Origin of the sequence: Streptomyces sp. NPDC050485, assembly GCF_044458185.1 — a bacterium.
GTDB lineage: Bacteria > Actinomycetota > Actinomycetes > Streptomycetales > Streptomycetaceae > Streptomyces.
Window position 1 is genome coordinate 18,970 of sequence record NZ_JBITHR010000040.1, and the last position, 25,164, is coordinate 44,133.

Consider the following 25,164-nt stretch of genomic DNA (forward strand, 5'->3'; position numbering starts at 1 on the left):
GCCTACGTCCGCAGGGTGAGCTCCTAGACCGGCTACCGCAATCTGCGCCTCTTCTGCCCTCGGGTGGCGGTGTGCAGTATTCGACACACCCGACCGCGTGGGTCGGTGGCGTGTTCCAGGTTAGTTTTACTACGGCACACAGAAACCGGAGAAGTAGTGCCTACGATCCAGCAGCTGGTCCGGAAGGGCCGGCAGGACAAGGTCGAGAAGAACAAGACGCCCGCGCTCGAGGGTTCGCCCCAGCGTCGCGGCGTCTGCACGCGTGTGTTCACGACCACCCCGAAGAAGCCGAACTCGGCGCTCCGTAAGGTCGCGCGTGTGCGTCTGACCTCCGGCATCGAGGTCACGGCCTACATCCCGGGTGAGGGACACAACCTGCAGGAGCACTCGATCGTGCTCGTGCGTGGTGGCCGTGTGAAGGACCTGCCGGGTGTTCGCTACAAGATCATCCGCGGCTCGCTCGACACCCAGGGTGTCAAGAACCGCAAGCAGGCCCGCAGCCGCTACGGCGCCAAGAAGGAGAAGTAAGAATGCCTCGTAAGGGCCCCGCCCCGAAGCGCCCGGTCATCATCGACCCGGTCTACAGCTCTCCTCTTGTCACCTCGCTGATCAACAAGATCCTCCTGGACGGCAAGCGCTCCACCGCCGAGCGCATCGTCTACGGCGCCATGGAAGGCCTCCGCGAGAAGACCGGCGCTGACCCGGTCATCACGCTGAAGCGCGCGCTTGAGAACGTCAAGCCCTCGCTTGAGGTCAAGTCCCGCCGTGTCGGTGGCGCCACCTACCAGGTGCCGATCGAGGTCAAGCCCGGTCGCGCCGCCACCCTCGCGCTGCGCTGGGTCGTGGGTTACTCCCGCGCCCGCCGTGAGAAGACCATGACCGAACGCCTCATGAACGAGCTGCTCGACGCCTCCAACGGCCTCGGCGCTGCGGTCAAGAAGCGCGAGGACACCCACAAGATGGCCGAGTCCAACAAGGCCTTCGCGCACTACCGCTGGTAGTCGCAACCCACATCGAGACCGAGAGAAGACTGAGCCGATATGGCTACCACTTCACTTGACCTGGCCAAGGTCCGCAACATCGGGATCATGGCTCACATCGACGCGGGCAAGACGACCACCACCGAGCGGATCCTGTTCTACACCGGTGTCTCGTACAAGATCGGTGAGGTCCACGACGGCGCTGCCACGATGGACTGGATGGAGCAGGAGCAGGAGCGCGGCATCACCATCACGTCCGCCGCGACGACCTGCCACTGGCCGCTCGAGGACGTCGACCACACCATCAACATCATCGACACCCCGGGTCACGTTGACTTCACGGTCGAGGTGGAGCGTTCGCTCCGCGTCCTCGACGGTGCCGTCACCGTGTTCGACGGTGTCGCCGGTGTGGAGCCGCAGTCGGAGACGGTCTGGCGTCAGGCCGACCGTTACGGCGTTCCGCGTATCTGCTTCGTCAACAAGCTCGACCGCACCGGCGCTGAGTTCCACCGCTGCGTGGACATGATCGTGGACCGCCTCGGCGCGACCCCGATCGTGATGCAGCTGCCGATCGGTGCCGAGGCCAACTTCGAGGGCGTTGTCGACCTCGTTCGTATGAAGGCTCTTGTCTGGTCCGCAGAGGCCACCAAGGGCGAGATGTACGACGTCGTCGACATCCCGGCCACGCACGTCGAAGCCGCTGAAGAGTGGCGCGGCAAGCTGGTCGAGACCGTCGCGGAGAACGACGACCAGATCATGGAGCTGTTCCTGGAGGGCGTCGAGCCCACTGAGGAGCAGCTGTACGCCGCGGTGCGTCGTATCACCATCGCGTCCGGCAAGGGCGGCGACACCACCGTCACCCCCGTGTTCTGCGGCACCGCGTTCAAGAACAAGGGCGTTCAGCCCCTGCTCGACGCCGTCGTGCGCTACCTGCCCTCCCCCCTGGACGTCGAGGCCATCGAGGGCCACGACGTCAAGGACCCGGAGGTCGTCGTCAAGCGCAAGCCGTCCGACGACGAGCCGCTGGCCGCCCTCGCGTTCAAGATCGCGAGCGACCCGCACCTGGGCAAGCTCACCTTCATCCGGATCTACTCCGGTCGCCTTGAGGCCGGCACTGCGGTGCTGAACCCCATCAAGGGCAAGAAGGAGCGCATCGGCAAGATCTACCGCATGCACGCGAACAAGCGTGAGGAGATCGAGTCGGTGGGCGCCGGTGACATCGTCGCCGTCATGGGCCTGAAGCAGACCACCACCGGTGAGACGCTGTGTGACGACAAGAACCCGGTGATCCTGGAGTCCATGGACTTCCCGGCCCCGGTCATTCAGGTCGCCATCGAGCCCAAGTCCAAGGGTGACCAGGAGAAGCTGGGTGTCGCCATCCAGCGTCTCGCGGAGGAGGACCCCTCCTTCCAGGTGCACTCGGACGAGGAGACCGGCCAGACCATCATCGGTGGTATGGGCGAGCTTCACCTCGACGTTCTCGTCGACCGTATGCGTCGCGAGTTCAAGGTCGAGGCGAACGTCGGCAAGCCGCAGGTCGCGTACCGCGAGACGATCCGCAAGGTCGTCGAGCGCGTGGACTACACCCACAAGAAGCAGACCGGTGGTACCGGTCAGTTCGCCAAGGTGCAGATCGCGATCGAGCCCATCGAGGGCGGCGAGGCGTCGTACGAGTTCGTGAACAAGGTCACCGGTGGCCGCATCCCCCGGGAGTACATCCCGTCGGTGGACGCGGGTGCGCAGGAGGCCATGCAGTTCGGCATCCTGGCCGGCTACGAGATGACTGGCGTCCGCGTCATCCTTCTCGACGGTGGCTACCACGAGGTCGACTCCTCCGAGCTCGCGTTCAAGATCGCCGGTTCGCAGGCCTTCAAGGAGGCCGCGCGCAAGGCTTCGCCCGTGCTCCTCGAGCCGATGATGTCCGTTGAGGTCACCACGCCCGAGGACTACATGGGTGAGGTCATCGGCGACATCAACTCCCGCCGTGGCCAGATCCAGGCCATGGAGGAGCGCAGCGGCGCCCGCGTCGTGAAGGGCCTCGTGCCCCTCTCGGAGATGTTCGGCTACGTCGGCGACCTCCGCAGCAAGACCTCGGGTCGCGCAAGCTACTCGATGCAGTTCGACTCCTACGCCGAGGTTCCGCGGAACGTCGCCGAGGAGATCATCGCGAAGGCCAAGGGCGAGTAACTCTCCCGAGTTCACGCTTTAGGCTTATCACCGGAGCCACTGGGGCATTCGGCGTAAACCATCAGGTTTACGGTGAATGCCCCGGGTCCCGGCATCCCAGCAAAGATCACCTGGCGCCGATGAAGCAAGGCGTACAGAACCACTCCACAGGAGGACTCAGTGGCGAAGGCGAAGTTCGAGCGGACTAAGCCGCACGTCAACATCGGCACCATCGGTCACATTGACCACGGTAAGACGACCCTCACGGCCGCCATTACCAAGGTGCTGCACGACGCGTACCCGGACCTGAACGAGGCCTCGGCCTTCGACCAGATCGACAAGGCTCCTGAGGAGCGCCAGCGCGGTATCACGATCTCGATCGCGCACGTCGAGTACCAGACCGAGTCGCGTCACTACGCCCACGTCGACTGCCCCGGTCACGCGGACTACATCAAGAACATGATCACGGGTGCCGCGCAGATGGACGGCGCGATCCTCGTGGTTGCCGCCACCGACGGCCCGATGCCGCAGACCAAGGAGCACGTGCTCCTGGCCCGCCAGGTCGGCGTTCCGTACATCGTCGTCGCCCTGAACAAGGCCGACATGGTGGACGACGAGGAGATCCTGGAGCTCGTCGAGCTCGAGGTTCGTGAGCTCCTCTCCGAGTACGACTTCCCGGGCGACGACCTGCCGGTCGTCAAGGTCTCGGCGCTCAAGGCGCTTGAGGGCGACAAGGAGTGGGGCCAGTCGGTCCTGAACCTGATGGCCGCCGTCGACGAGTCGATCCCGCAGCCCGAGCGCGACGTCGACAAGCCGTTCCTGATGCCGATCGAGGACGTCTTCACGATCACCGGTCGTGGCACCGTCGTCACCGGTCGTATCGAGCGTGGTGTCCTGAAGGTCAACGAGACTGTTGACATCGTGGGCATCAAGCAGGAGAAGACCACCACCACGGTCACCGGCATCGAGATGTTCCGCAAGCTGCTCGACGAGGGCCAGGCCGGTGAGAACGTCGGTCTGCTGCTTCGTGGCATCAAGCGCGAGGACGTCGAGCGCGGCCAGGTCATCATCAAGCCCGGTTCGGTCACGCCGCACACCGAGTTCGAGGCCCAGGCGTACATCCTGTCCAAGGACGAGGGTGGCCGTCACACGCCGTTCTTCAACAACTACCGTCCCCAGTTCTACTTCCGTACGACTGACGTGACGGGCGTTGTGACCCTCCCCGAGGGCACCGAGATGGTCATGCCGGGTGACAACACCGCCATGACCGTCAACCTCATCCAGCCTGTCGCGATGGAAGAGGGCCTGAAGTTCGCCATCCGTGAGGGTGGCCGGACCGTGGGCGCCGGCCAGGTCGTCAAGATCACCAAGTAATTACCTGGTGTCTGACCTGGTAGCTCACTGAGCTGCAAGAAGAGCCCCGCACCTTTCGGTGCGGGGCTCTTCGCTGTGTCCTGGGCTGCTTCTGTGAGGTCAGGGCCGCCAGGACCACGGGGCGGCGTCCACCCCGAGCCCCACGGCGAGCGCCTGCCCGTCACGGACGTACAGCGTCGGCAGATCGACGGGCACGACACCCCGTACCCGCTTCAACACCCGCGCCCCGCTTGCCAGTTGGACGAGCCCCTGCTCGTCCTTGCCCAGCACATGACCACCGGCGGCACCGACGGGCCCGTACCCGTCGAGCGCGACGGGCTTGGCGGACCGCCCGTCCGCCTGTACGGATACGAGGTGCGGGGAGGCGGGGGAGCCGGGGTCCTGGCGGGCCTTCTTCGGGTCGGTGGAGGTGCGGTACAGGAGCTGTACGCCGTCGCCCAGCGGGACCGGGGCCACCGCGTCGACGGCGAGCGGCAGCCGCGACGGGGCGGGGGCGAGGGGTTTGCCGGGGGCGGACTGGGTCCAGTGGTGCACGGTGTCGGCGCCGGCCGCGAAGACGTGCACGCGCCCGCGTCCGTCGGCGACGGTGCTCAGCCCCTCCTGTACGGACTCCCCGCCGAGGTCGCGCCAGGGCGACCAGGCGCCGCCCGCTTCCCGGACGCGGGTGCTGATGCCCCGGTCCGCGTTGCGTACGAAGAGGTGGACGCGCCCGTCGGGCGCGGTGACGGCGACGGGCGGACCGATCCGCCGCCCCCGGTCGTCACCCCGCTCGGGGTTGCCAAGCCCCTTCCAGGCGCCGAACTCCCCACCAGGCGTGGCCTGTTCGAGGAGAACGATCTCGCGAGTGTTGGCGCCGGCCCGTCCCTGGAGCGAGGAGAAGCGCAGCGCGAAGAGCAGTTGCCGCCCGTCGGGGAGTGCTGCACCGCCGAGGACAGGGGCAAGCGGCGAACCGCCGAGGTCCTGCGGGGCACCCCAGCTGTCGTCGGGGTTCCGGCTCCACCGCACGGCCCGCAGCCCGAGCACGCCGTAGGCGGCGTCGTCGGAGACGATCAGGCGGGCGCCGGGATGGCGGTAGTGGGTCGAGCGGACCCACCCCTTCCAGTTGGTGAGCGGCCGGTCCCCGCCGACGTTGTAGTCCCCGCAGCCCCCGGGATTCCCGCACTGCCAGTCCTTGGCTCCGCCGTACGGAACGAGATGGGCGGCCTTCTCGGCGAGCACCTTCGGGGGGAGGTTCTTGGGCCAGTGCCGGTTGTAGTAGGCGCGGTAGGCGGTGGCGAGGAACGCGTTCCCCCGCTCGGCGTGCCGGATCATCGCGGCCCAGGCGAAGGAGGCGGCGGCGGTGTGGTCGGCGTGATCGGCGTACCCCGGCTGCTCGGAGTCGTGCGAGCGCTCGGCGGGGGAGCTGTGCTGGATGTCGGGATCGGGGTCGAGGGTCTGGACGAGGGTGGGCGAGTAGTCCTCCAGGATCCCCGCCAGCACATCGACCATGTCGTCGTACGTGTACGCCTTGGCCTGTCGCAGCGGGGACCCGGTGGCGATGACGACGGGCAGCTGGAGACTCCGGTCGTCCCAGAGGCTCGGCAGCCCCATCCGGCCGCCGAGCGGGGTGTGCATGGCGGTGTTGAGAAACACCAACTCCACGCTGCGGCCCCGGTGTTGGAGCCGGTTGACCTCGGCACGGTGCCCGCCGCGCAGCTCGGCGACGGACTTCTGCCACGGGGTGTACTTGTCGAGCCCGAGGATGGCGGCGTACGCCTGCCGCAGCCCCTGGTGCCGGGCGGACGAATAGGCGGCCTTGTCGTACACGGGCGGGCTGGTGTCACTCACCACCCGGTTGTCCCCGTTGGCCTCGCCTCCGGTGACGTACACGCTGACCAGCGGAACACCGGAGTCCAGGGTGTGCTGGGTGTCCGGGTTCATGAAGTACAGGTCGTCGTCGGGGTGCGCGAGGATCTGGAGGAGGAGGGGGGTGCGGGGGGCGGCGAGCGGAGCGGTCGCGCCCGCCTGCTTCGCCCGCCCGGTGCTGGGCACGGAGCACCCCGCGACGCCGACGGCGAGCCCGGCGGCGGCCGCGGTCCCGAGAACCGCGCGACGGGTGGGCCGTGTCCTCGGCCTTGCGGTGCCGCTTGCGTCGTACACGTACGTTCCGTCCGCTTCTTCCGGTGTGCTGCTGGGGGTGGGGCGACATCGGCGATGCTACCGAGGGGCTTTCACGGCCAGCGGGGCGGAGGCGGGGCGGAGGCGGGGCAGAGCGGGTCACGCGTAGCGGGGCAGGCCCTCGGTGGAGATGGTCCAGTCGGCGATGGTGACGTCCTCGCCGTAGACGAAGTCCTTGCGGGTGGCGTAGCGCGGACCGTTCGGGGTCGGGTGGATGTCGGAGAGAACGGCACCGCTTCCCGTCCGGGGATCGAAGATCGCGTAGACGGGGATGCCGAGCAGAGGATAGTCCCGCATCTTGCTCACCCAGTCGTTGTCGGGGTTGGAGCGGGAGACGATCTCGACGGCGGCGATGAGGGTGCGGGGGTCGAAGGAAGCCGGTACTTCCATGTCCGCTTCGGCGATCACCATGATGTCGGGGTGGCGCATGATGTGCTCGGCCTCGGCTTCCACGTCGGGTGTTCCCGTATGGGCCACAAGCTCCTCCGGCATCACCTTCTCAAGGCGCTTCCGTACGCGCAGGGTGGTGAGTTCATGCGGGCCGACGGGCGCCATCATGTCGTGGACGATCCCTTCCTTGGTGATCTCGAATTTGCCGGGAAGGGTGTCGTCCATCGACTGAACGAACTCCCGCATCGTCCGGTACAGGTACTGCGTGTCCCGCCGTGCGTCGTCCGGGGCGATGCTCATGGCGTGCGCTCCTTGTGGTCTCTGCCCAGGGGCAAGGGTCGTCACGTTCATGCTAGGCGGCCTCCGTGAGGCGGGGTCGGCAGTCGCGGCAGTGCCCGGGGCCGGGTGCGCGGAAGGCCCGGTCGCAGGATTCGCAGGTCTGAAGGGGGTCAGGGCGGGTGGGTGCCGGGCGGGTCGCAGTGGGGTGGCTTGTACTGGGGCGGGTGGCGCCGGGGTGGCTTGCGCTCGGGTGGGCCGGTCCGGGGCGGGTGGTCGCGGGGCGGACCGTCGGTACGGGCCGGTCCGCCCCGGGCTGGTTGCACGACACCGTGCGGGTGACGACCCGGCCGCTGGGCAGCCGCTCCCGGGTGCGCTTCAGGTAGCCGTGCGCCTCCAGCTCGCGCAGCGCCGCCGCGATGCGGGCCTCGCTCTCGGGGAAGCGGGCCGCGAGGGCCTTGATGCTGATGCGGGCTCCGGCCGGAAGCGACTGGATGTGGACGGCGAGGCCGATCGCGAGCAGGGAGAGTTCGCGGTGCTGGGCGAGGTGGTTGCCGACGACGGTGTGCCGGGTGGTGTGCCGGGTGTTGGCGTGGATGACACCACCGGACCGTGGGGTGCGGTCGGGAACGTGGGACGAGGCGCGCGAGGGCGCGCTAAGGTGCTGAGAAGCCATGAGGAAGCTCTTTCTTCCTTGCGGTCAGGCCCTCGATCGGGATGCCAGTCCCGGCCGGGGGCCGATGCATGTATGAGGTTGTCGCCGCCCCGTACCCGGGGCTGCCGCGGCGAGCATATGCCACCCAACAGCCAGCAAATCCAGCCGAGTTGGCGGATGTCACCCGTGTGGGTGACGGGAGGCTGGAGGGGTTGGGATTGGGGATTTCCCTCCGGGATTGAAGGCTTTTGATGTCGCGGGGCACCGCGCCCCGGCACACCGCGACGCGGTTCAACGGATGAGTAGAAGCACTCATGCTGTGACGGGAGGGACTCCCTAGGCTTGCAGGGGCAAGAGAACCGGTGGGCATTCAGGGGGAGTTGGAGCATGGCGTCCTCCGCGGCGGAGCGGGCTCAACTCTAAGAGGCGGCCGCGGAGCGGCGGCGGACGCGGCTGTGGGTCAACTCCAGGATCGTGCGCAGGCGTGGTGCGGGTGCCCTGGTCGGGCTCAATCCTGAGGACCGCAGTGTCGCGCAGATCTCCGCTGACGAGACCGGGAGCATTCGCGTTGCGGTCACCACTCCTGCCGTCCGGGTTGTCACTGCCCAAGCGTGACCCGGCTCTGTCGCTGTGGGCGAGTAGCCGGCGCGGCCGGACCGGTCGGGGACGGGTTGTGGACCGCTGAAAGAGGCGGGATCCGGTGGATCTGCGCGTTCTCCGACGAGGTGGCGCTGGCGCGGTTCGCGGTCGCACGGGGTGAAGGCGCCCGGGGTTGGTCCTGCCAACGGGTGCTCGGCGCACGGCTGTTGGACGTGATAGTGCCCGCCCTCGGTGTCCCGGCCGGGGTCGCGCTCGACGTGGGGAGCCCCGACGGGGTGGTGTTCCCGCCGGTCGCCGGGATCGTGCCGGAGGCGGTCGCGCTCGGCACGGATGCGTTCGCAGTCGGCACTGGCGTACGTGACTGACGGCTCGGCACCGGCGTATGTGACGTGAGGGGGGAGGCCCGAGTATGAGTGGTGGCAGCGGCGTCGACGAGGGGGCGCACGCCGCAGGCGGCTTCTTGGACCGGGTCGGTGCATACCATCTCGCGGATCAGGTGGACGATTTCGGCGACGCGTTCGCGGCCGACCTCGGCGCCCACATCGGCGAGAAGCAGCTCGGGCAGACCGAACGGTCCACCGACCTCGTCCACGGCAACCCGACGACCATCCGGGCAGGCGTCAAGCACCTCGCCGACTTCTCCACCGCGTTCGGTCTGCTCTCCTGTCCGCACCCCGCGCCCGGCGCGCCCACCCTGCCCGCGCCCGGCGGCCTCACGGTGGGCTGGATCCGGGTCCGGGTCACTCAGGAATCCGAAATTTCCCGGCCGATCCGGAACGACGGCAACATCGAACTGCTCGCCCGGTCTCTCGACGGGCACAGGATCTCCGCCATTGACGCCGAAGGCGACGACTTCTGGGTCTTGGACGCGTCGTACCCGCCTCGGAGCGGGGGCTGACTCCCGGGGGTGCGGGGGCACCCCGCGTGCCGGATGCGTGAGCGCATGTGACGTGGGGTACGCTTCCCCGCTGCGATTGGCCAGGCGATGGCCCGGTATGGCAGACTGTCGGGGTTGCTCGGTTGAGTGCCGATGCTGCGCGCCTCCCGCCGGGAGGACCGGAAGCGAGTCCCACAGTACTCGTCGCCCCAACTGTCGCTTGCGGCAGCGCTGGGGCGGACGTACGGGAATCTTCCGGGAAGTGTCAGCGGGGTACCGGCCAGGCGCCCGGTGGGTGTTCTGCCCCCGACTGCTCTTCATTGAGCACACCGCGGTCCACGGCCCGCATCCCCTTGGTTGGGAAATTCCTGATGGGATTTCTGCGTAGAGGGAGTGCGACACGCCCGACCGCGTGGGTCGGAGACAGAGTCGGTAGAACCCCCGGGTTCCAGAGCGTTACGAGACAAAGGACTACTAGGTAGCCATGGCGGGACAGAAGATCCGCATCCGGCTCAAGGCCTACGACCACGAGGTCATCGACTCCTCGGCGAAGAAGATCGTCGAGACGGTGACCCGCACTGGTGCGTCGGTCGCAGGCCCGGTGCCGCTGCCCACTGAGAAGAACGTGTACTGCGTCATCAAGTCGCCGCACAAGTACAAGGACTCTCGCGAGCACTTCGAGATGCGCACGCACAAGCGCCTCATCGACATCCTCGACCCCACGCCGAAGACGGTTGACTCGCTGATGCGCCTCGACCTCCCGGCCGGTGTCGACATCGAGATCAAGCTCTGAAGGGACGGGCCGAGATGAGCAAGAACATCAAGGGCGTCCTGGGCGAGAAGCTCGGCATGACCCAGGTCTGGGACGAGAACAACCGGGTTGTCCCGGTCACCGTCATCAAGGCCGGGCCGTGTGTCGTGACGCAGGTCCGCACGAACGACGTCGACGGCTACGAGTCGGTCCAGATCGCCTTCGGCGAGATCGACCCGCGCAAGGTGAACAAGCCCCTCAAGGGTCACTTCGCCAAGGCCGACGTGACCCCGCGCCGCCACCTGGTGGAGCTCCGCACCCCTGACGCCAGCGAGTACACGCTGGGCCAGGAGATCACTGCCGAGGTGTTCGAGTCCGGCGTCAAGGTTGACGTCACGGGCAAGAGCAAGGGCAAGGGCTTCGCCGGTGTCATGAAGCGTCACAACTTCCGGGGCCTCGGCGCCGGACACGGTGTGCAGCGCAAGCACCGCTCGCCCGGTTCCATCGGTGGCTGCGCCACCCCTGGCCGTGTGTTCAAGGGCGTCCGCATGGCGGGCCGCATGGGCAACGAGCGTGTCACCACCCAGAACCTGACCATCCACGCGGTTGACGCGGAGAAGGGTCTGCTGCTCATCAAGGGCGCAGTCCCCGGTCCGAACGGCGGCCTCGTCCTGGTCCGTACCGCGGCCAAGGGGGCTTGAGGTAATGAGCACCATTGACATCCTTTCGCCGGCAGGCGACAAGGCCGGTACCGTCGAGCTCCCCGCGGAGATCTTCGACGCGAAGACCAGCGTTCCGCTGATCCACCAGGTCGTCGTCGCACAGCTGGCAGCTGCCCGCCAGGGCACGCACAAGACCAAGACCCGCGGCGAAGTCCGTGGTGGTGGCCGCAAGCCGTACCGCCAGAAGGGCACCGGCCGCGCGCGCCAGGGTTCGACCCGCGCGCCGCAGTTCGCCGGTGGTGGCGTCGTCCACGGCCCGCAGCCGCGTGACTACTCGCAGCGCACCCCGAAGAAGATGAAGGCAGCCGCCCTGCGCGGTGCCCTCTCCGACCGGGCGCGCCACTCCCGCATCCACGTCGTCACCGGCGTGGTCGAGGGTTCGGCTTCCACCAAGGCCGCCAAGACGCTGTTCGGCAAGATCTCGGAGCGCGCCAACCTGCTCCTGGTCGTCGAGCGCGCCGACGAGGCCGCGTGGCTGTCCGCCCGCAACCTGCCCCAGGTCCACATCCTGGAGCCGGGCCAGCTGAACACGTACGACGTGATCGTCTCCGACGACGTGGTCTTCACCCAGGCCGCTTTCGAGTCCTTCGTGTCTGGCCCCAAGGCCGATGACAACGAGGGGAGCGAGGCCTGATGGCCGAGATCACCAGCAAGACCTTCACGGACCCGCGCGACCTGCTGATCAAGCCGGTCGTCTCCGAGAAGAGCTACGCGCTGCTCGACGAGAACAAGTACACGTTCATCGTCGCGCCGGGCTCCAACAAGACCCAGATCAAGCAGGCCGTGGAAGCGGTCTTCTCGGTCAAGGTCACCGGGGTCAACACGATCAACCGCCAGGGCAAGCGCAAGCGCACGAAGACCGGTTTCGGCAAGCGTGCCGACACCAAGCGCGCCATCGTGACCCTTGCTGAGGGCGACCGTATCGACATCTTCGGCCAGGCCTCCTAACGGAGCGCCCTGGTCCGAATATCGGACGAGGACTGAGAAATGGGTATCCGCAAGTACAAGCCGACGACTCCGGGCCGTCGTGGCTCCAGCGTCGCCGACTTCGTCGAGATCACGCGGTCCACGCCGGAGAAGTCGCTGGTCCGCCCCCTGCACAGCAAGGGCGGCCGTAACAACACCGGTCGTGTGACCGTCCGTCACCAGGGCGGTGGCCACAAGCGCGCCTACCGCGTGATCGACTTCCGTCGTCACGACAAGGACGGCGTGCCGGCCAAGGTCGCTCACATCGAGTACGACCCGAACCGCACCGCGCGCATCGCGCTCCTGCACTACGCAGACGGCGAGAAGCGCTACATCATCGCGCCCCGTGGCCTCGGCCAGGGTGACCGCGTTGAGAACGGCCCCGGGGCCGACATCAAGCCGGGCAACAACCTGGCGCTGCGCAACATCCCGGTCGGTACGACCATCCACGCCATCGAGCTGCGTCCCGGCGGCGGCGCGAAGTTCGCCCGCTCCGCGGGTGCTTCGGTGCAGCTGCTGGCGAAGGAGGGCACGATGGCCCACCTTCGTATGCCGTCCGGCGAAATTCGCCTGGTCGACGCCCGCTGCCGCGCCACCATCGGCGAGGTCGGCAACGCCGAGCAGTCGAACATCAACTGGGGCAAGGCCGGCCGTATGCGCTGGAAGGGCGTTCGCCCGTCCGTCCGCGGTGTCGCCATGAACCCGGTTGACCACCCGCACGGTGGTGGTGAGGGCAAGACCAGTGGTGGTCGCCACCCGGTCAGCCCGTGGGGTCAGAAGGAGGGTCGTACTCGCTCGCCGAAGAAGGCATCGAGCAAGTACATCGTCCGCCGCCGCAAGACGAACAAGAAGCGCTAGGAGCGGGTTTAGATGCCGCGCAGTCTCAAGAAGGGACCCTTCGTTGACGGCCACCTCGTAAAGAAGGTGGACGCCCAGAACGAAGCTGGTACCAAGAACGTCATCAAGACCTGGTCCCGTCGCTCGATGATCATCCCGGCCATGCTCGGCCACACGATCGCGGTGCACAACGGCAAGACCCACGTCCCGGTGTTTGTCTCCGAGTCGATGGTCGGCCACAAGCTCGGCGAGTTCTCGCCGACTCGCACCTTCCGCGGCCACGTCAAGGACGACCGGAAGTCGAAGCGCCGCTAACGCGGGGTGGGTAACGACTATGACTTACACCGAAGGGACAACCATGGAAGCCAGGGCCCAGGCGCGGTACATCCGCGTCACGCCCATGAAGGCCCGCCGCGTGGTGGACCTTATCCGTGGCATGGATGCCACGGAGGCTCAGGCGGTCCTGCGTTTCGCCCCGCAGGCCGCGAGCGTGCCGGTCGGCAAGGTGCTGGACAGCGCCATTGCCAACGCCGCGCACAACTACGACCACACCGACGCCTCTTCGCTGGTCATCAGCGAGGCGTACGTGGACGAGGGCCCGACCCTGAAGCGGTTCCGTCCGCGTGCTCAGGGCCGTGCCTACCGGATCCGTAAGCGGACCAGCCACATCACCGTGGTCGTCAGCAGCAAGGAAGGAACCCGGTAATGGGCCAGAAGGTTAACCCGCATGGGTTCCGGCTCGGCATCACCACGGACTTCAAGTCCCGTTGGTACGCCGACAAGCTGTACAAGGACTACGTCAAGGAAGACGTCGCCATCCGTCGGATGATGACGTCCGGCATGGAGCGCGCCGGCATCTCGAAGGTTGAGATCGAGCGCACCCGTGACCGCGTGCGGGTGGACATCCACACCGCGCGTCCCGGCATCGTCATCGGCCGCCGTGGCGCCGAGGCCGACCGCATCCGCGGCGACCTCGAGAAGCTCACGGGCAAGCAGGTCCAGCTGAACATCCTCGAGGTCAAGAACCCCGAGATGGACGCTCAGCTGGTCGCTCAGGCCGTCGCCGAGCAGCTCTCCTCCCGCGTCTCCTTCCGTCGTGCCATGCGCAAGAGCATGCAGGGCACGATGAAGGCCGGCGCCAAGGGCATCAAGATCCAGTGCGGTGGCCGTCTCGGTGGCGCCGAGATGTCCCGCTCGGAGTTCTACCGCGAAGGCCGTGTGCCGCTGCACACCCTGCGCGCGAACATCGACTACGGCTTCTTCGAGGCCAAGACGACCTTCGGCCGTATCGGCGTGAAGGTCTGGATCTACAAGGGCGATGTCAAGAACATCGCCGAGGTTCGCGCCGAGAACGCAGCGGCCCGTGCGGGTAACCGCCCGGCCCGTGGTGGCGCCAACGACCGTCCGGCCGGTGGCCGCGGTGGCCGTGGCGGCGAGCGTGGCGGTCGCGGCCGCAAGCCGCAGCAGGCTGCGTCGGCTGCCGAGGCCCCCAAGGCCGAGGCTCCCGCCGCTGCCGCTCCGGCTGAGAGCACCGGAACGGAGGCCTGACCGAAATGCTGATCCCCCGTAGGGTCAAGCACCGCAAGCAGCACCACCCCAAGCGCCGCGGTATGGCCAAGGGTGGTACGACGGTTGCGTTCGGCGAGTACGGCATTCAGGCCCTCACGCCGGCGTACGTGACCAACCGCCAGATCGAGGCGGCTCGTATCGCGATGACCCGCCACATCAAGCGTGGCGGCAAGGTCTGGATCAACATCTACCCGGACCGCCCGCTCACGAAGAAGCCTGCCGAGACCCGCATGGGTTCCGGTAAGGGTTCTCCGGAGTGGTGGGTCGCGAACGTTCACCCGGGCCGGGTGATGTTCGAGCTGTCCTACCCGAACGAGAAGATTGCTCGTGAGGCGCTCACCCGAGCTGCTCACAAGCTCCCGATGAAGTGCCGCATCGTCCGGCGCGAGGCAGGTGAGGCGTGATGTCGGCCGGAACCAAGGCGTCCGAACTGCGCGAGCTGGGTGACGAGGAGCTTCTCAACAAGCTCCGCGAAGCCAAGGAAGAGCTGTTCAACCTCCGCTTCCAGGCGGCGACGGGCCAGCTCGAGAACCACGGTCGGCTCAAGTCCGTCCGTAAGGACATCGCCCGGATCTACACCCTGATGCGCGAGCGCGAGCTGGGCATCGAGACGGTGGAGAGCGTCTGATGAGCGAGAAGAATGTGACTGAGACGACTGAGCAGCGCGGTTTCCGCAAGACCCGTGAGGGTCTGGTCGTCAGCGACAAGATGGACAAGACCGTCGTCGTCGCTGTCGAGGACCGTGTGAAGCACGCGCTGTACGGCAAGGTCATCCGCCGTACGAACAAGCTCAAGGCGCACGACGAGCAGAACGCTGCCGGTGTCGGCGACCGCGTCCTCATCATGGAGACGCGTCCGCTGTCGGCGAGCAAGCGCTGGCGCATCGTCGAGATCCTCGAGAAGGCCAAGTAATTATCTGAGGGGTTTCCCTCAGGTTGGTTCCGCCAGGCTCGGCCGGGGCTTGAGAGATCAAGCCCCGGCCGGGAACCGGCAGACGATCAGGAGATAGACGTGATCCAGCAGGAGTCGCGACTGCGCGTCGCCGACAACACTGGTGCGAAGGAAATCCTTTGCATCCGTGTGCTCGGTGGCTCCGGTCGCCGCTACGCGGGTATCGGTGACGTCATCGTCGCCACCGTCAAGGACGCGATCCCCGGTGGCAACGTGAAGAAGGGCGACGTCGTCAAGGCTGTCGTCGTGCGCACCGTCAAGGAGCGTCGTCGTCAGGACGGCTCGTACATCCGCTTCGACGAGAACGCGGCCGTCATCCTCAAGAACGATGGCGACCCCCGCGGCACCCGCATCTTCGGCCCGGTGGGCCGGGAGCTGCGCGAGAAGAAGTTCATGAAGATCATCTCGCTCGCGCCGGAGGTGCTGTAAGCATGAAGATCAAGAAGGGCGACCTGGTTCAGGTCATCACCGGTAAGGACAAGGGCAAGCAGGGCAAGGTCATCGCGGCCTTCCCCCGCGAGGACCGCGTCCTGGTCGAGGGTGTCAACCGGGTCAAGAAGCACACCAAGGCCGGCCAGACCGCTCGCGGTTCGCAGACCGGTGGCATTGTGACGACCGAGGCCCCGATCCACGTGAGCAACGTTCAGCTCGTCGTGGAGAAGGACGGCAACAAGGTCGTTACCCGCGTCGGTTTCCGCTTCGACGACGAGGGCAACAAGATCCGCGTTGCCAAGCGGACGGGTGAGGACATCTGATGGCTACCACCACCACTCCGCGTCTCAAGACGAAGTACCGCGAGGAAATCGCGGGCAAGCTGCGTGAGGAGTTCTCGTACGAGAACGTCATGCAGGTTCCCGGCCTCGTCAAGATCGTGGTCAACATGGGTGTGGGCGACGCCGCCCGCGACTCCAAGCTGATGGACGGCGCGGTTCGCGACCTCACCACGATCACCGGCCAGAAGCCGGCCGTGACCAAGGCCCGCAAGTCCATCGCGCAGTTCAAGCTGCGCGAGGGGCAGCCGATCGGCTGCCACGTCACCCTCCGTGGTGACCGCATGTGGGAGTTCCTGGACCGTACGCTGTCGCTCGCGCTGCCGCGTATCCGTGACTTCCGTGGTCTGTCGCCGAAGCAGTTCGACGGCCGTGGCAACTACACCTTCGGTCTCACCGAGCAGGTCATGTTCCACGAGATCGACCAGGACAAGATCGACCGTACCCGGGGTATGGACATCACCGTGGTCACCACGGCGACCAACGACGACGAGGGCCGCGCGCTCCTTCGTCACCTCGGCTTCCCCTTCAAGGAGGCGTAAGCGAGATGGCGAAGAAGGCTCTGATCGAGAAGGCCGCCCGCAAGCCGAAGTTCGGTGTACGCGCGTACACCCGCTGCCAGCGTTGCGGTCGTCCCCACTCCGTGTACCGCAAGTTCGGCCTGTGCCGCGTGTGCCTCCGTGAGATGGCTCACCGTGGCGAGCTGCCGGGCGTGACCAAGAGCTCCTGGTAATTCCCCGCTGTCCTTAGGGACTTGGGAATTTCCGGACGCTCTCGGTAAGTATCTGGTCGGCGGATGCCCTCCTCCATATGCCGTAGGCTTGTGGGGTTGGGCGTCCGCCGCCCATAACGACTTACTACGCCGTAGGTCCCCGCACCGCACCCGTCCCGCCACTGAGTGGGGAGAGGGATGGCGCATACAGGAAACCGCGGCGAGAGAGGCCGAAGGCCGATTCATGACCATGACTGACCCGATCGCAGACATGCTCACTCGTCTGCGCAACGCTAACTCGGCGTACCACGACACCGTCGTGATGCCGCACAGCAAGATCAAGTCGCACATCGCGGAGATCCTCCAGCAGGAGGGCTTCATCACCGGCTGGAAGGTCGAGGACGCCGAGGTCGGCAAGAACCTCGTCCTCGAGCTGAAGTTCGGGCCGAACCGTGAGCGCTCCATTGCGGGCATCAAGCGGATCTCGAAGCCCGGTCTGCGCGTGTACGCGAAGTCCACCAACCTGCCGAAGGTGCTCGGCGGCCTGGGCGTGGCGATCATCTCCACGTCGCACGGTCTGCTCACCGGTCAGCAGGCAGGCAAGAAGGGCGTAGGTGGGGAAGTCCTCGCCTACGTCTGGTAGTCGGGAACGGAGGAAAAGCTAATGTCGCGAATCGGCAAGCTCCCCATCCAGGTTCCCGCCGGTGTGGACGTCACCATCGATGGCCGTACGGTCCACGTGAAGGGCCCCAAGGGTTCCCTCACGCACGCCGTTGCGGCTCCCATCGAGATCGTGAAGGGTGAGGACGGCGTTCTGAACGTCACCCGCCCCAACGACGAGCGTCAGAACAAGGCCCTGCACGGCCTGTCCCGCACGCTGGTGGCCAACATGATCACCGGTGTGACCCAGGGATACAGCAAGGCGCTCGAGATCAGCGGTGTCGGTTACCGCGTCCAGGCGAAGGGCTCCAACCTGGAGTTCGCGCTGGGATACAGCCACTCGATCACCGTCGAGGCCCCCGAGGGCATCACCTTCAAGGTCGAGTCGCCCACGAAGCTCAGCGTCGAGGGCATCGACAAGCAGAAGGTCGGCGAGGTCGCCGCCAACATCCGCAAGCTGCGGAAGCCCGACCCGTACAAGGCCAAGGGCGTCAAGTACGCGGGCGAAGTCATCCGCCGCAAGGTCGGAAAGGCTGGTAAGTAAGCCATGGCATACGGTGTGAAGATCGCCAAGGGCGACGCTTACAAGCGTGCCGCCAAGGCGCGCCGCCACATCCGCATCCGCAAGAACGTGTCGGGTTCGGCGGAGCGTCCGCGCCTCGTCGTGACGCGTTCCAACCGCGGTATCACCGCCCAGGTCATCGACGACCTCAAGGGTCACACCCTGGCGTCGGCGTCGAACCTGGACGCTTCGATCCGTGGCGGCGAGGGCGACAAGTCCGCGCAGGCCAAGCAGGTCGGTGCCCTGGTCGCTGAGCGCGCCAAGGCCGCCGGCGTCGAGACCGTCGTGTTCGACCGTGGTGGCAACAGGTACGCCGGGCGCATTGCCGCTCTGGCTGACGCCGCCCGCGAAGCCGGGCTGAAGTTCTAAGCCCCGGTTCCGGGACTAACGGACGTAACAGAGAGAGGTAAATCCAATGGCTGGACCCCAGCGCCGCGGAAGCGGTGCCGGTGGCGGCGAGCGGCGGGACCGGAAGGGTCGCGACGGTGGCGCTGCCGCCGAGAAGACCGCCTACGTTGAGCGCGTTGTCGCGATCAACCGCGTTGCCAAGGTTGTCAAGGGTGGTCGCCGCTTCAGCTTCACCGCGCTGGTCGTGGTGGGCGACGGTGACGGCACCGTAGGTGTCGGTTACGGCAAGGCCAAGGAAGTTCCCGCGGCCATCGCCAAGGGTGTCGAAGAGGCCAAGAAGAACTTCTTCAAGGTTCCGCGCATCCAGGGCACCATCCCGCACCCGATCCAGGGCGAGAAGGCCGCGGGCGTCGTCCTGCTGAAGCCTGCTTCCCCCGGTACCGGTGTTATCGCCGGTGGCCCAGTGCGTGCGGTGCTCGAGTGCGCCGGCGTTCACGACATCCTGTCGAAGTCGCTCGGCTCCGACAACGCGATCAACATCGTGCACGCGACCGTGGCGGCCCTCAAGGGCCTGCAGCGTCCCGAGGAGATCGCGGCTCGCCGTGGTCTGCCCCTCGAGGCCGTCGCCCCCGCGGCTCTGCTTCGTGCACGTGCTGGGGCGGGTGCGTAATGTCCCGTCTCAAGATCACGCAGACGAAGTCGTACATCGGTAGCAAGCAGAACCACCGCGACACGCTGCGTTCGCTCGGGCTCAAGCGCCTGAACGACGTGGTTGTCAAGGAGGACCGCCCCGAGTTCCGCGGCATGGTGCAGACCGTCCGCCACCTCGTGACGGTTGAGGAGGTTGACTGACATGGGTGAGAACAGCCCGCTGAAGGCCCACAACCTCCGTCCTGCCCCGGGCGCCAAGACCGCCAAGACCCGTGTGGGTCGTGGTGAGGCGTCCAAGGGTAAGACCGCTGGTCGTGGTACCAAGGGTACGAAGGCCCGTTACCAGGTTCCGGAGCGCTTCGAGGGTGGCCAGATGCCCCTCCACATGCGTCTTCCGAAGCTGAAGGGCTTCAAGAACCCGTTCCGCACCGAGTACCAGGTTGTCAACCTGGACAAGCTCGGCGCTCTCTACCCCGAGGGTGGAGAGGTCACGGTGGCCGACCTGGTCGCCAAGGGCGCGGTGCGCAAGAACAGCCTCGTCAAGGTCCTGGGCCAGGGCGAGATCTCCGTGGCGCTGCAGGTGTCGGTTGACGCCGTCTCCGGCTCCGCCAAGGAGAAGATTGCCGCCGCCGGCGGCACCGTCACCGAGCTTGTCTGAGACAGCTTGATGGCTTGAACATCCGACCGGGGATGCCTCTCATATGGGGCATCCCCGGTTGGTCGTTCCTAGGGGGGCACGGTCGCCGGTAAGGTGGCGTGCACTGTCTAAGTTCCGTGCTGTGTGCCTGGACGGCTCCGGCACGGATTTTTGGCAGATCAAGACCTTCAATCCTTATTCGTCGAACCTCAAGACCGTCACCTCTGACGCACTGCGCGGGGGTCGCAGGAGGCACCGTGCTCACCGCGTTCGCCCAGGCGTTCAAGACGCCTGACCTGCGCAAGAAGCTGCTCTTCACACTCGGCATCATCGTGATCTACCGGCTCGGTACGCATGTGCCGATGCCCGGCGTGAGCTACAAGAACGTGCAGACCTGTGTGGACCAGGCTCAGCAGAACAGCGGTCTGTTCGGCCTGGTGAACATGTTCAGCGGCGGCGCGCTGCTGCAGATCACGATCTTCGCGCTCGGCATCATGCCGTACATCACGGCGAGCATCATCCTGCAGCTGCTGACCGTGGTGATCCCACGCCTCGAAGCCCTCAAGAAGGAGGGCCAGGCGGGCACGGCCAAGATCACGCAGTACACGCGTTATCTGACCGTCGCGCTGGCGATCCTCCAGGGCACCGGCCTCGTGGCCACCGCCCGCAGCGGTGCGCTCTTCAACGGCTGCCAGGTTGCCAGCGAGATCATTCCGAACCGCTCGATCTTCACCACCATCACGATGGTCATCACGATGACCGCCGGTACCGCCGCCGTCATGTGGCTCGGTGAGCTCATCACCGACAAGGGCATCGGCAACGGCATGTCCATCCTGATGTTCATCTCGATCGCCTCCAGCTTCCCGAGCTCCCTGTGGACCATCAAGAAGCAGGGTCATCTGGCAGGCGGCTGGATCGAGTTCGGCACCGTGATCATCGTCGGTCTCGTCATGGTCGGGCTCGTGGTCTTCGTCGAACAGGCCCAGCGACGCATCCCGGTGCAGTACGCGAAGCGCATGATCGGCCGCCGGTCGTACGGCGGAACCTCGACCTACATTCCGCTGAAGGTCAATCAGGCCGGTGTGATCCCGGTCATCTTCGCCTCGTCGCTGCTCTACATCCCGGCGCTGATCGTCCAGTTCTCGAACTCGACGGCCGGCTGGGCGACCTGGATCAAGGACAACTTGACCAAGGGCGACCATCCTTACTACATCGTGAGCTACTTCCTCCTGATCGTGTTCTTCGCGTTCTTCTACGTGGCGATCTCGTTCAACCCCGAGGAAGTCGCCGACAACATGAAGAAGTATGGTGGCTTCATCCCGGGCATCCGGGCTGGCCGACCGACCGCTGAGTACCTGAGCTACGTACTCAACCGGATCACCTGGCCGGGGTCGCTGTATCTGGGGCTGATCGCGCTCGTACCGACAATGGCGTTGATCATCTTCGGCGGTGTCCAGAGCTTCCCGCTCGGCGGGACGAGCATCCTCATCATCGTGGGTGTGGGTCTGGAGACCGTTAAGCAGATCGAGAGCCAGCTTCAGCAGCGCAATTACGAAGGGTTCCTCCGCTGATGCGAATCGTCCTCGTCGGACCGCCCGGTGCAGGCAAGGGAACGCAGGCCGCGTTCCTTGCCCAGAACCTGGCGATCCCGCACATCTCCACGGGCGACCTCTTCCGTGCCAACATCAGCCAGGGCACGGACCTCGGCAAGCAGGCCAAGGCGTACATGGATGCCGGCAACCTGGTACCGGACGAGGTCACCATCGGGATGGCCAAGGACCGCATGGAAGCGCCGGACGCCGAGAACGGCTTCCTGCTCGACGGCTTCCCGCGCAATGTGGTGCAGGCCGAAGCGCTGGACGAGGTGCTCAAGGCGGACGGCGTGAAGCTGGACGCGGTGCTCGACCTGGAAGTCCCCGAGGACGAGGTCGTCAAGCGGATCGCCGGCCGGCGCATCTGCCGCAACGACAGCTCGCACGTCTTCCACGTGGCGTACAACGCTCCGAAGCAGGACGGCGTCTGCGACAAGTGCGGCGGCGAGCTGTACCAGCGCGGGGACGACACCGAGGACACCGTGCGCAAGCGGCTCGAGGTCTACCACAGCGAGACCGAGCCGATCATCGACTACTACCGCGCGCAGGGGCTGGTCATCACCATCTCTGCGCTGGGCAAGGTCGATGAGGTCACCCAGCGTGCGATGGATGCGCTGCGGCGCGACGCTGCCTAGTTCTTACGCTGCTTCACGGCCGCGGTGCCCCCTTCGTGGGGGCGCTGCGGCCGTTCTGCGTCTGCGGGCCGCCGGTCCGGGGGCGCTGCCCCCGGACCCCCGCTCCTCAATCGCCGGAGGGGCTCATACATGTTGCGGTTATCGTTGACGTGCACCCCGTACCCCGTCCCAGAAAGGCGTCAGCCGCAATGGTGGAGATCAAGACCCCGGAGCAGATCGCGAAGATGCGCGAGGCGGGGCTGGTCGTCGCCGCGATGCACGCCGCCACCCGCGAGGCCGCGGTGCCCGGGTCCACGACGAAGGACCTGGACGAGGTCGCCCGCAAGGTGCTCGCCGAGCACGGCGCCAAGTCGAACTTCCTGGGGTACGGCGGGTTCCCCGCCACCATCTGCACCTCGGTCAACGAGGTCGTCGTGCACGGCATCCCGGACGACAAGACCGTTCTCAAGGACGGCGACATCATCTCCATCGACGCCGGCGCGATCATCGACGGCTGGCACGGCGACGCCGCGTACACCGCCTTCGTCGGCACCGGCCACGCGCCCGAGCTGGTCGAGCTCTCCCGGGTGACCGAGGAGTCGATGTGGGCCGGCCTCGCCGCGGTGAAGAAGGGCAACAAGCTCCTCGACATCTCGCGCGCCATCGAGTCGTACATCCGCCGCCAGCCGCGCCCCGCGACCGGTAAGTACGGGATCATCGAGGACTACGGGGGCCACGGCATCGGGTCCGAGATGCACATGGACCCGCACCTGCTGAACTACGTCGACAAGCGCCGCCTGCTCGGCCGGCACAACCCGAAGCTGATCCCCGGCTTCTGCCTGGCGATCGAGCCGATGGTCTCGCTCGGCACGCCCCGCACCGAGGTGCTGGAGGACGACTGGACGGTCATCACGACCGACGGGACCTGGTCCTCGCACTGGGAGCACTCCGTGGCGCTGACCGAGAACGGCCCGCTGGTCCTGACCATGCCGGACGGCGGCAAGGCCAAGCTGGCCGAGTACGGCGTGACGACCGCCCCCGACCCGCTGGCCTAGACACGTACGTAAGGCCGCTTAAGGATCTACGATGGCGGGCAAACTCCCCGGATTCGTCTTTCCGCGTGGCCTGACGTAGACTGATGCGTCGGCTCTCGTGTACCCGTGTGTCCACACACGGCTGCGGGGGTCGATCAAGGTAGCCGATTCGAAAGGCGAAGCGTGGCCAAGAAGCAAGGTGCCATCGAAATCGAGGGCACCGTGATCGAGTCCCTCCCGAACGCCATGTTCAAGGTGGAACTCCAGAACGGTCACAAGGTCCTCGCGCACATCAGCGGCAAGATGCGGATGCACTACATCCGTATCCTCCCGGATGACCGGGTTGTGGTGGAGCTCTCTCCCTACGACCTGACGCGTGGCCGGATCGTCTACCGGTACAAGTAGATCTTGCCCGCGCCGCTTGTTCCAGGCGGCGGTGGCACTGACCCGGAGAACCTGACATCCCATGAAGGTCAAGCCGAGCGTCAAGAAGATCTGCGACAAGTGCAAGGTGATCCGCCGTCACGGCCGGGTCATGGTCATCTGCGACAACCTGCGCCACAAGCAGCGCCAGGGCTGACGCACGCCGACCGACCTGCACTTCGCAGTTCTTCCCGCGACGCGAGCAAAACGTACATACGCAGCACCCACCTGGCCGGGTTCCCCGGCTGGTGACACCTCCGGCGGGGGCCGGGGACCCGAAACGTACCTAGTACGGCGGTCGGGAGCGGTACTGCGGAAGACCCCCGAAAACAACTGGAGCCAGTAAATGGCACGCGTTTCCGGTGTTGACATCCCGCGCGAAAAGCGTGTGGAGATCGCACTCACCTACGTCTTCGGTATCGGGCGCACCCGGTCCAAGGAGATCCTCGCCTCGACGGGCGTGAACCCGAACACCCGCGTTCGTGACCTGGCCGAAGAGGACCTGGTCAAGATCCGCGAGTACGTGGACGCCAACCTCCGCACCGAGGGTGACCTTCGCCGTGAGGTCGCCGCCGACATCCGCCGCAAGGTCGAGATCGGCTGCTACCAGGGTCTGCGCCACCGTCGTGGTCTGCCGGTCCACGGTCAGCGCACCAGCACGAACGCTCGTACCCGCAAGGGCCCGCGTCGCGCCATCGCCGGTAAGAAGAAGCCGGGCAAGAAGTAGTCCACAGCGGACGCTTTTCAGCGGTCTTCGCTGTAGGACCGATCACCTCCCCTCTCCAGCTGGAGTAAGACATGCCCCCCAAGGGTCGTCAGGGCGCTGCCAAGAAGGTGCGCCGCAAGGAAAAGAAGAACGTCGCTCACGGCCACGCGCACATCAAGAGCACGTTCAACAACACCATCGTCTCGATCACGGACCCCTCGGGCAACGTGATCTCCTGGGCGTCCGCCGGCCACGTCGGCTTCAAGGGCTCCCGCAAGTCGACTCCGTTCGCCGCGCAGATGGCCGCCGAGTCGGCCGCCCGCCGCGCGCAGGAGCACGGCATGCGCAAGGTTGACGTCTTCGTCAAGGGCCCGGGTTCGGGTCGCGAGACCGCCATCCGTTCGCTTCAGGCGACCGGTCTTGAGGTCGGCTCCATCCAGGACGTCACCCCCACGCCGCACAACGGCTGCCGTCCCCCCAAGCGGAGGCGCGTCTGACCTCAGGTGCGTTACGCATCTGTGGTTCGGCCGCTTTTCGGCTTGAAGGTTCCGGGCGGTACGGCTCTCCTGAGGCGTGCCGCCCGTACCCTTGCAGTACGCAGTACACAGCAGGGCATCAAATAGTGGGTGCCCATGACTGAAGGAAATCCACATGCTTATCGCTCAGCGCCCTTCGCTGACCGAAGAGGTTGTTGACGAGTACCGCTCGCGGTTCGTCATCGAGCCCCTGGAGCCGGGCTTCGGCTACACGCTCGGCAACTCCCTGCGTCGCACGCTCCTCTCCTCGATCCCCGGTGCCGCTGTCACCAGCATCCGGATCGACGGTGTCCTGCACGAGTTCACCACCGTGCCGGGCGTCAAGGAGGACGTCACCGACCTCATCCTGAACATCAAGCAGCTGGTCGTCTCCTCGGAGCACGACGAGCCGGTCGTGATGTACCTGCGCAAGCAGGGTCCCGGCCTGGTCACCGCTGCTGACATCGCCCCGCCGGCCGGTGTCGAGGTGCACAACCCCGACCTGGTGCTCGCCACGCTCAACGGCAAGGGCAAGCTGGAGATGGAGCTGACCGTCGAGCGCGGTCGCGGCTACGTCTCCGCCGTGCAGAACAAGCAGCTGGGCCAGGAGATCGGCCGCATCCCGGTCGACTCCATCTACTCCCCGGTGCTCAAGGTCACGTACAAGGT

37 protein-coding genes and 1 pseudogene are annotated in these 25,164 nt (G+C 66.4%); 35 read left to right on the plus strand and 3 right to left on the minus strand.

The features are described from left to right. The first annotated feature begins 156 nt into the window (after positions 1-156). The 4 genes from rpsL (at position 157) to tuf (ending at position 4,520) form a co-directional block, all read left to right on the plus strand. Positions 157-528 carry a 30S ribosomal protein S12 gene (rpsL, locus tag ACIBK6_RS39110; RefSeq protein ID WP_003948652.1) on the plus strand — a complete coding sequence of 124 codons (372 nt, stop codon included), beginning with the start codon at positions 157-159 and terminating at the stop codon, positions 526-528. 2 nt (positions 529-530) lie between these two features. Continuing rightward, positions 531-1,001 carry a 30S ribosomal protein S7 gene (gene rpsG / locus ACIBK6_RS39115; RefSeq protein WP_018101248.1) on the plus strand — a complete coding sequence of 157 codons (471 nt, stop codon included), beginning with the start codon at positions 531-533 and terminating at the stop codon, positions 999-1,001. Between the two features lie 39 nt (positions 1,002-1,040). Continuing rightward, positions 1,041-3,167 carry an elongation factor G gene (fusA, locus tag ACIBK6_RS39120; RefSeq protein ID WP_399057746.1) on the plus strand — a complete coding sequence of 709 codons (2,127 nt, stop codon included), beginning with the start codon at positions 1,041-1,043 and terminating at the stop codon, positions 3,165-3,167. 159 nt (positions 3,168-3,326) lie between these two features. Next, a complete protein-coding gene (tuf, locus tag ACIBK6_RS39125; protein WP_399057747.1) occupies positions 3,327-4,520 on the plus strand; it encodes an elongation factor Tu in 1,194 nt (397 codons plus the stop codon). A 99-nt stretch (positions 4,521-4,619) separates the two neighbouring features. Here the strand turns inward: tuf and ACIBK6_RS39130 are convergent, their stop codons facing one another. The 3 genes from ACIBK6_RS39130 to ACIBK6_RS39140 form a co-directional block, all read right to left on the minus strand. Beyond that, on the minus strand, positions 4,620-6,659 hold the full coding sequence (locus ACIBK6_RS39130; protein ID WP_399057749.1) for a PIG-L family deacetylase: 2,040 nt from the start codon (positions 6,657-6,659) through the stop codon (positions 4,620-4,622). A gap of 117 nt (positions 6,660-6,776) precedes the next feature. Then, on the minus strand, positions 6,777-7,367 hold the full coding sequence (locus tag ACIBK6_RS39135; RefSeq protein WP_399057751.1) for a Uma2 family endonuclease: 591 nt from the start codon (positions 7,365-7,367) through the stop codon (positions 6,777-6,779). 52 nt (positions 7,368-7,419) lie between these two features. Next, positions 7,420-8,019 carry a helix-turn-helix domain-containing protein gene (locus ACIBK6_RS39140; RefSeq protein ID WP_399057753.1) on the minus strand — a complete coding sequence of 200 codons (600 nt, stop codon included), beginning with the start codon at positions 8,017-8,019 and terminating at the stop codon, positions 7,420-7,422. A 650-nt stretch (positions 8,020-8,669) separates the two neighbouring features. Between ACIBK6_RS39140 and ACIBK6_RS39145 the strand changes: the two genes are divergently transcribed. The 31 genes and pseudogenes from ACIBK6_RS39145 to ACIBK6_RS39295 all read left to right on the plus strand — a co-directional run. After that, positions 8,670-8,963: an SseB family protein gene (locus ACIBK6_RS39145; RefSeq protein ID WP_399057755.1), complete on the plus strand. Its 294-nt coding sequence runs from the start codon at positions 8,670-8,672 to the stop codon at positions 8,961-8,963. Between the two features lie 44 nt (positions 8,964-9,007). Further along, positions 9,008-9,496 carry a putative T7SS-secreted protein gene (locus ACIBK6_RS39150; RefSeq protein WP_399057757.1) on the plus strand — a complete coding sequence of 163 codons (489 nt, stop codon included), beginning with the start codon at positions 9,008-9,010 and terminating at the stop codon, positions 9,494-9,496. 463 nt (positions 9,497-9,959) lie between these two features. After that, the gene (rpsJ, locus tag ACIBK6_RS39155) at positions 9,960-10,268 is read left to right on the plus strand and encodes a 30S ribosomal protein S10 (protein ID WP_003948644.1); all 309 of its coding nucleotides are present in this window, start codon (positions 9,960-9,962) and stop codon (positions 10,266-10,268) included. A 14-nt stretch (positions 10,269-10,282) separates the two neighbouring features. Beyond that, the gene (rplC, locus tag ACIBK6_RS39160) at positions 10,283-10,927 is read left to right on the plus strand and encodes a 50S ribosomal protein L3 (protein WP_399057759.1); all 645 of its coding nucleotides are present in this window, start codon (positions 10,283-10,285) and stop codon (positions 10,925-10,927) included. A 4-nt stretch (positions 10,928-10,931) separates the two neighbouring features. Beyond that, positions 10,932-11,582 (plus strand): 50S ribosomal protein L4, encoded by a 651-nt coding sequence (gene rplD, locus ACIBK6_RS39165; protein ID WP_382588719.1) that lies wholly within the window; start codon positions 10,932-10,934, stop codon positions 11,580-11,582. Beyond that, on the plus strand, positions 11,582-11,896 hold the full coding sequence (gene rplW, locus ACIBK6_RS39170; RefSeq protein ID WP_399057761.1) for a 50S ribosomal protein L23: 315 nt from the start codon (positions 11,582-11,584) through the stop codon (positions 11,894-11,896). Before rplD ends, rplW begins: the two co-directional genes overlap by 1 nt. A gap of 39 nt (positions 11,897-11,935) precedes the next feature. Beyond that, positions 11,936-12,772 carry a 50S ribosomal protein L2 gene (rplB, locus tag ACIBK6_RS39175; RefSeq protein WP_120721901.1) on the plus strand — a complete coding sequence of 279 codons (837 nt, stop codon included), beginning with the start codon at positions 11,936-11,938 and terminating at the stop codon, positions 12,770-12,772. A gap of 12 nt (positions 12,773-12,784) precedes the next feature. Next, on the plus strand, positions 12,785-13,066 hold the full coding sequence (gene rpsS, locus ACIBK6_RS39180) for a 30S ribosomal protein S19 (RefSeq protein WP_100578122.1): 282 nt from the start codon (positions 12,785-12,787) through the stop codon (positions 13,064-13,066). 43 nt (positions 13,067-13,109) lie between these two features. Then, positions 13,110-13,457, plus strand: coding sequence for a 50S ribosomal protein L22 (gene rplV, locus ACIBK6_RS39185; protein WP_004571827.1), 348 nt, complete (start codon positions 13,110-13,112; stop codon positions 13,455-13,457). After that, positions 13,457-14,299 (plus strand): 30S ribosomal protein S3, encoded by an 843-nt coding sequence (gene rpsC / locus ACIBK6_RS39190; protein WP_399057764.1) that lies wholly within the window; start codon positions 13,457-13,459, stop codon positions 14,297-14,299. The genes rplV and rpsC overlap by 1 nt, the downstream gene beginning before the upstream one ends. Positions 14,300-14,304: 5 nt before the next feature. Further along, positions 14,305-14,724 carry a 50S ribosomal protein L16 gene (gene rplP / locus ACIBK6_RS39195; protein WP_053727610.1) on the plus strand — a complete coding sequence of 140 codons (420 nt, stop codon included), beginning with the start codon at positions 14,305-14,307 and terminating at the stop codon, positions 14,722-14,724. Continuing rightward, a complete protein-coding gene (gene rpmC / locus ACIBK6_RS39200; RefSeq protein ID WP_015610729.1) occupies positions 14,724-14,948 on the plus strand; it encodes a 50S ribosomal protein L29 in 225 nt (74 codons plus the stop codon). Before rplP ends, rpmC begins: the two co-directional genes overlap by 1 nt. Further along, positions 14,948-15,232 carry a 30S ribosomal protein S17 gene (gene rpsQ, locus ACIBK6_RS39205; RefSeq protein WP_008739702.1) on the plus strand — a complete coding sequence of 95 codons (285 nt, stop codon included), beginning with the start codon at positions 14,948-14,950 and terminating at the stop codon, positions 15,230-15,232. Before rpmC ends, rpsQ begins: the two co-directional genes overlap by 1 nt. A gap of 99 nt (positions 15,233-15,331) precedes the next feature. Beyond that, positions 15,332-15,700 (plus strand): 50S ribosomal protein L14, encoded by a 369-nt coding sequence (gene rplN / locus ACIBK6_RS39210; RefSeq protein ID WP_053727611.1) that lies wholly within the window; start codon positions 15,332-15,334, stop codon positions 15,698-15,700. A gap of 2 nt (positions 15,701-15,702) precedes the next feature. After that, complete coding sequence (gene rplX / locus ACIBK6_RS39215; protein WP_053727612.1) at positions 15,703-16,026, plus strand: 50S ribosomal protein L24; 324 nt, start codon at positions 15,703-15,705, stop codon at positions 16,024-16,026. After that, positions 16,026-16,583, plus strand: coding sequence for a 50S ribosomal protein L5 (gene rplE / locus ACIBK6_RS39220; protein WP_053727613.1), 558 nt, complete (start codon positions 16,026-16,028; stop codon positions 16,581-16,583). Before rplX ends, rplE begins: the two co-directional genes overlap by 1 nt. Before the next feature lie 5 nt (positions 16,584-16,588). Beyond that, positions 16,589-16,774 carry a type Z 30S ribosomal protein S14 gene (locus ACIBK6_RS39225; protein ID WP_399057766.1) on the plus strand — a complete coding sequence of 62 codons (186 nt, stop codon included), beginning with the start codon at positions 16,589-16,591 and terminating at the stop codon, positions 16,772-16,774. Between the two features lie 223 nt (positions 16,775-16,997). Beyond that, positions 16,998-17,396 carry a 30S ribosomal protein S8 gene (gene rpsH / locus ACIBK6_RS39230; RefSeq protein WP_067163170.1) on the plus strand — a complete coding sequence of 133 codons (399 nt, stop codon included), beginning with the start codon at positions 16,998-17,000 and terminating at the stop codon, positions 17,394-17,396. 21 nt (positions 17,397-17,417) lie between these two features. Next, entirely contained in the window at positions 17,418-17,957 is a 540-nt protein-coding gene (gene rplF / locus ACIBK6_RS39235) for a 50S ribosomal protein L6 (RefSeq protein WP_399057769.1), read from the plus strand. Positions 17,958-17,960: 3 nt separating this feature from the next. Beyond that, entirely contained in the window at positions 17,961-18,344 is a 384-nt protein-coding gene (gene rplR, locus ACIBK6_RS39240; RefSeq protein WP_399057771.1) for a 50S ribosomal protein L18, read from the plus strand. 46 nt (positions 18,345-18,390) lie between these two features. After that, a complete protein-coding gene (rpsE, locus tag ACIBK6_RS39245) occupies positions 18,391-18,993 on the plus strand; it encodes a 30S ribosomal protein S5 (RefSeq protein WP_053727616.1) in 603 nt (200 codons plus the stop codon). Then, a complete protein-coding gene (gene rpmD, locus ACIBK6_RS39250) occupies positions 18,993-19,175 on the plus strand; it encodes a 50S ribosomal protein L30 (protein WP_329463561.1) in 183 nt (60 codons plus the stop codon). Before rpsE ends, rpmD begins: the two co-directional genes overlap by 1 nt. 1 nt (position 19,176) lies before the next feature. Then, complete coding sequence (rplO, locus tag ACIBK6_RS39255) at positions 19,177-19,632, plus strand: 50S ribosomal protein L15 (protein ID WP_053727617.1); 456 nt, start codon at positions 19,177-19,179, stop codon at positions 19,630-19,632. 236 nt (positions 19,633-19,868) lie between these two features. Then, positions 19,869-21,182, plus strand: a complete 1,314-nt coding sequence (secY, locus tag ACIBK6_RS39260) for a preprotein translocase subunit SecY (protein WP_399057774.1) — start codon at positions 19,869-19,871, stop codon at positions 21,180-21,182. Continuing rightward, entirely contained in the window at positions 21,182-21,838 is a 657-nt protein-coding gene (locus tag ACIBK6_RS39265) for an adenylate kinase (RefSeq protein WP_399057776.1), read from the plus strand. Before secY ends, ACIBK6_RS39265 begins: the two co-directional genes overlap by 1 nt. Before the next feature lie 188 nt (positions 21,839-22,026). After that, on the plus strand, positions 22,027-22,872 hold the full coding sequence (gene map, locus ACIBK6_RS39270) for a type I methionyl aminopeptidase (RefSeq protein ID WP_399057778.1): 846 nt from the start codon (positions 22,027-22,029) through the stop codon (positions 22,870-22,872). Between the two features lie 162 nt (positions 22,873-23,034). Then, on the plus strand, positions 23,035-23,256 hold the full coding sequence (gene infA, locus ACIBK6_RS39275; protein WP_003956442.1) for a translation initiation factor IF-1: 222 nt from the start codon (positions 23,035-23,037) through the stop codon (positions 23,254-23,256). Between the two features lie 61 nt (positions 23,257-23,317). Then, positions 23,318-23,431: a 50S ribosomal protein L36 gene (gene rpmJ / locus ACIBK6_RS39280; RefSeq protein WP_003956441.1), complete on the plus strand. Its 114-nt coding sequence runs from the start codon at positions 23,318-23,320 to the stop codon at positions 23,429-23,431. Between the two features lie 189 nt (positions 23,432-23,620). Beyond that, entirely contained in the window at positions 23,621-24,001 is a 381-nt protein-coding gene (rpsM, locus tag ACIBK6_RS39285; protein ID WP_053727621.1) for a 30S ribosomal protein S13, read from the plus strand. A gap of 71 nt (positions 24,002-24,072) precedes the next feature. After that, complete coding sequence (gene rpsK, locus ACIBK6_RS39290; RefSeq protein ID WP_003956432.1) at positions 24,073-24,477, plus strand: 30S ribosomal protein S11; 405 nt, start codon at positions 24,073-24,075, stop codon at positions 24,475-24,477. 154 nt (positions 24,478-24,631) lie between these two features. Beyond that, a pseudogene (locus ACIBK6_RS39295) lies at positions 24,632-25,164 on the plus strand (DNA-directed RNA polymerase subunit alpha); the annotation flags it as partial.

Excerpts from the sequence above, each read along its gene's own strand:
- rplF (WP_399057769.1), top strand. The coding sequence starts at position 17,418 with ATGTCGCGAATCGGCAAGCTCCCCATCCAGGTTCCCGCCGGTGTGGAC.
- rpsJ (WP_003948644.1), top strand. The coding sequence starts at position 9,960 with ATGGCGGGACAGAAGATCCGCATCCGGCTCAAGGCCTACGACCACGAG.
- rpsS (WP_100578122.1), top strand. The coding sequence starts at position 12,785 with ATGCCGCGCAGTCTCAAGAAGGGACCCTTCGTTGACGGCCACCTCGTA.
- rplP (WP_053727610.1), top strand. The coding sequence starts at position 14,305 with ATGCTGATCCCCCGTAGGGTCAAGCACCGCAAGCAGCACCACCCCAAG.
- rplD (WP_382588719.1), top strand. The coding sequence starts at position 10,932 with ATGAGCACCATTGACATCCTTTCGCCGGCAGGCGACAAGGCCGGTACC.
- rplX (WP_053727612.1), top strand. The coding sequence starts at position 15,703 with ATGAAGATCAAGAAGGGCGACCTGGTTCAGGTCATCACCGGTAAGGAC.
- rpsC (WP_399057764.1), top strand. The coding sequence starts at position 13,457 with ATGGGCCAGAAGGTTAACCCGCATGGGTTCCGGCTCGGCATCACCACG.
- rpmJ (WP_003956441.1), top strand. The coding sequence starts at position 23,318 with ATGAAGGTCAAGCCGAGCGTCAAGAAGATCTGCGACAAGTGCAAGGTG.
- ACIBK6_RS39135 (WP_399057751.1), bottom strand. The coding sequence starts at position 7,367 with ATGAGCATCGCCCCGGACGACGCACGGCGGGACACGCAGTACCTGTAC.
- ACIBK6_RS39225 (WP_399057766.1), top strand. The coding sequence starts at position 16,589 with ATGGCGAAGAAGGCTCTGATCGAGAAGGCCGCCCGCAAGCCGAAGTTC.
- rpmC (WP_015610729.1), top strand. The coding sequence starts at position 14,724 with ATGTCGGCCGGAACCAAGGCGTCCGAACTGCGCGAGCTGGGTGACGAG.
- rplV (WP_004571827.1), top strand. The coding sequence starts at position 13,110 with ATGGAAGCCAGGGCCCAGGCGCGGTACATCCGCGTCACGCCCATGAAG.
- rplE (WP_053727613.1), top strand. The coding sequence starts at position 16,026 with ATGGCTACCACCACCACTCCGCGTCTCAAGACGAAGTACCGCGAGGAA.
- rplO (WP_053727617.1), top strand. The coding sequence starts at position 19,177 with ATGGGTGAGAACAGCCCGCTGAAGGCCCACAACCTCCGTCCTGCCCCG.
- ACIBK6_RS39140 (WP_399057753.1), bottom strand. The coding sequence starts at position 8,019 with ATGGCTTCTCAGCACCTTAGCGCGCCCTCGCGCGCCTCGTCCCACGTT.
- map (WP_399057778.1), top strand. The coding sequence starts at position 22,027 with ATGGTGGAGATCAAGACCCCGGAGCAGATCGCGAAGATGCGCGAGGCG.
- fusA (WP_399057746.1), top strand. The coding sequence starts at position 1,041 with ATGGCTACCACTTCACTTGACCTGGCCAAGGTCCGCAACATCGGGATC.
- rplW (WP_399057761.1), top strand. The coding sequence starts at position 11,582 with ATGGCCGAGATCACCAGCAAGACCTTCACGGACCCGCGCGACCTGCTG.
- ACIBK6_RS39150 (WP_399057757.1), top strand. The coding sequence starts at position 9,008 with ATGAGTGGTGGCAGCGGCGTCGACGAGGGGGCGCACGCCGCAGGCGGC.
- rpmD (WP_329463561.1), top strand. The coding sequence starts at position 18,993 with ATGTCCCGTCTCAAGATCACGCAGACGAAGTCGTACATCGGTAGCAAG.
- rpsE (WP_053727616.1), top strand. The coding sequence starts at position 18,391 with ATGGCTGGACCCCAGCGCCGCGGAAGCGGTGCCGGTGGCGGCGAGCGG.
- rplR (WP_399057771.1), top strand. The coding sequence starts at position 17,961 with ATGGCATACGGTGTGAAGATCGCCAAGGGCGACGCTTACAAGCGTGCC.
- rpsK (WP_003956432.1), top strand. The coding sequence starts at position 24,073 with ATGCCCCCCAAGGGTCGTCAGGGCGCTGCCAAGAAGGTGCGCCGCAAG.
- rpsQ (WP_008739702.1), top strand. The coding sequence starts at position 14,948 with ATGAGCGAGAAGAATGTGACTGAGACGACTGAGCAGCGCGGTTTCCGC.
- ACIBK6_RS39265 (WP_399057776.1), top strand. The coding sequence starts at position 21,182 with ATGCGAATCGTCCTCGTCGGACCGCCCGGTGCAGGCAAGGGAACGCAG.
- rpsM (WP_053727621.1), top strand. The coding sequence starts at position 23,621 with ATGGCACGCGTTTCCGGTGTTGACATCCCGCGCGAAAAGCGTGTGGAG.
- rplC (WP_399057759.1), top strand. The coding sequence starts at position 10,283 with ATGAGCAAGAACATCAAGGGCGTCCTGGGCGAGAAGCTCGGCATGACC.
- rpsH (WP_067163170.1), top strand. The coding sequence starts at position 16,998 with ATGACCATGACTGACCCGATCGCAGACATGCTCACTCGTCTGCGCAAC.
- rplB (WP_120721901.1), top strand. The coding sequence starts at position 11,936 with ATGGGTATCCGCAAGTACAAGCCGACGACTCCGGGCCGTCGTGGCTCC.
- rpsG (WP_018101248.1), top strand. The coding sequence starts at position 531 with ATGCCTCGTAAGGGCCCCGCCCCGAAGCGCCCGGTCATCATCGACCCG.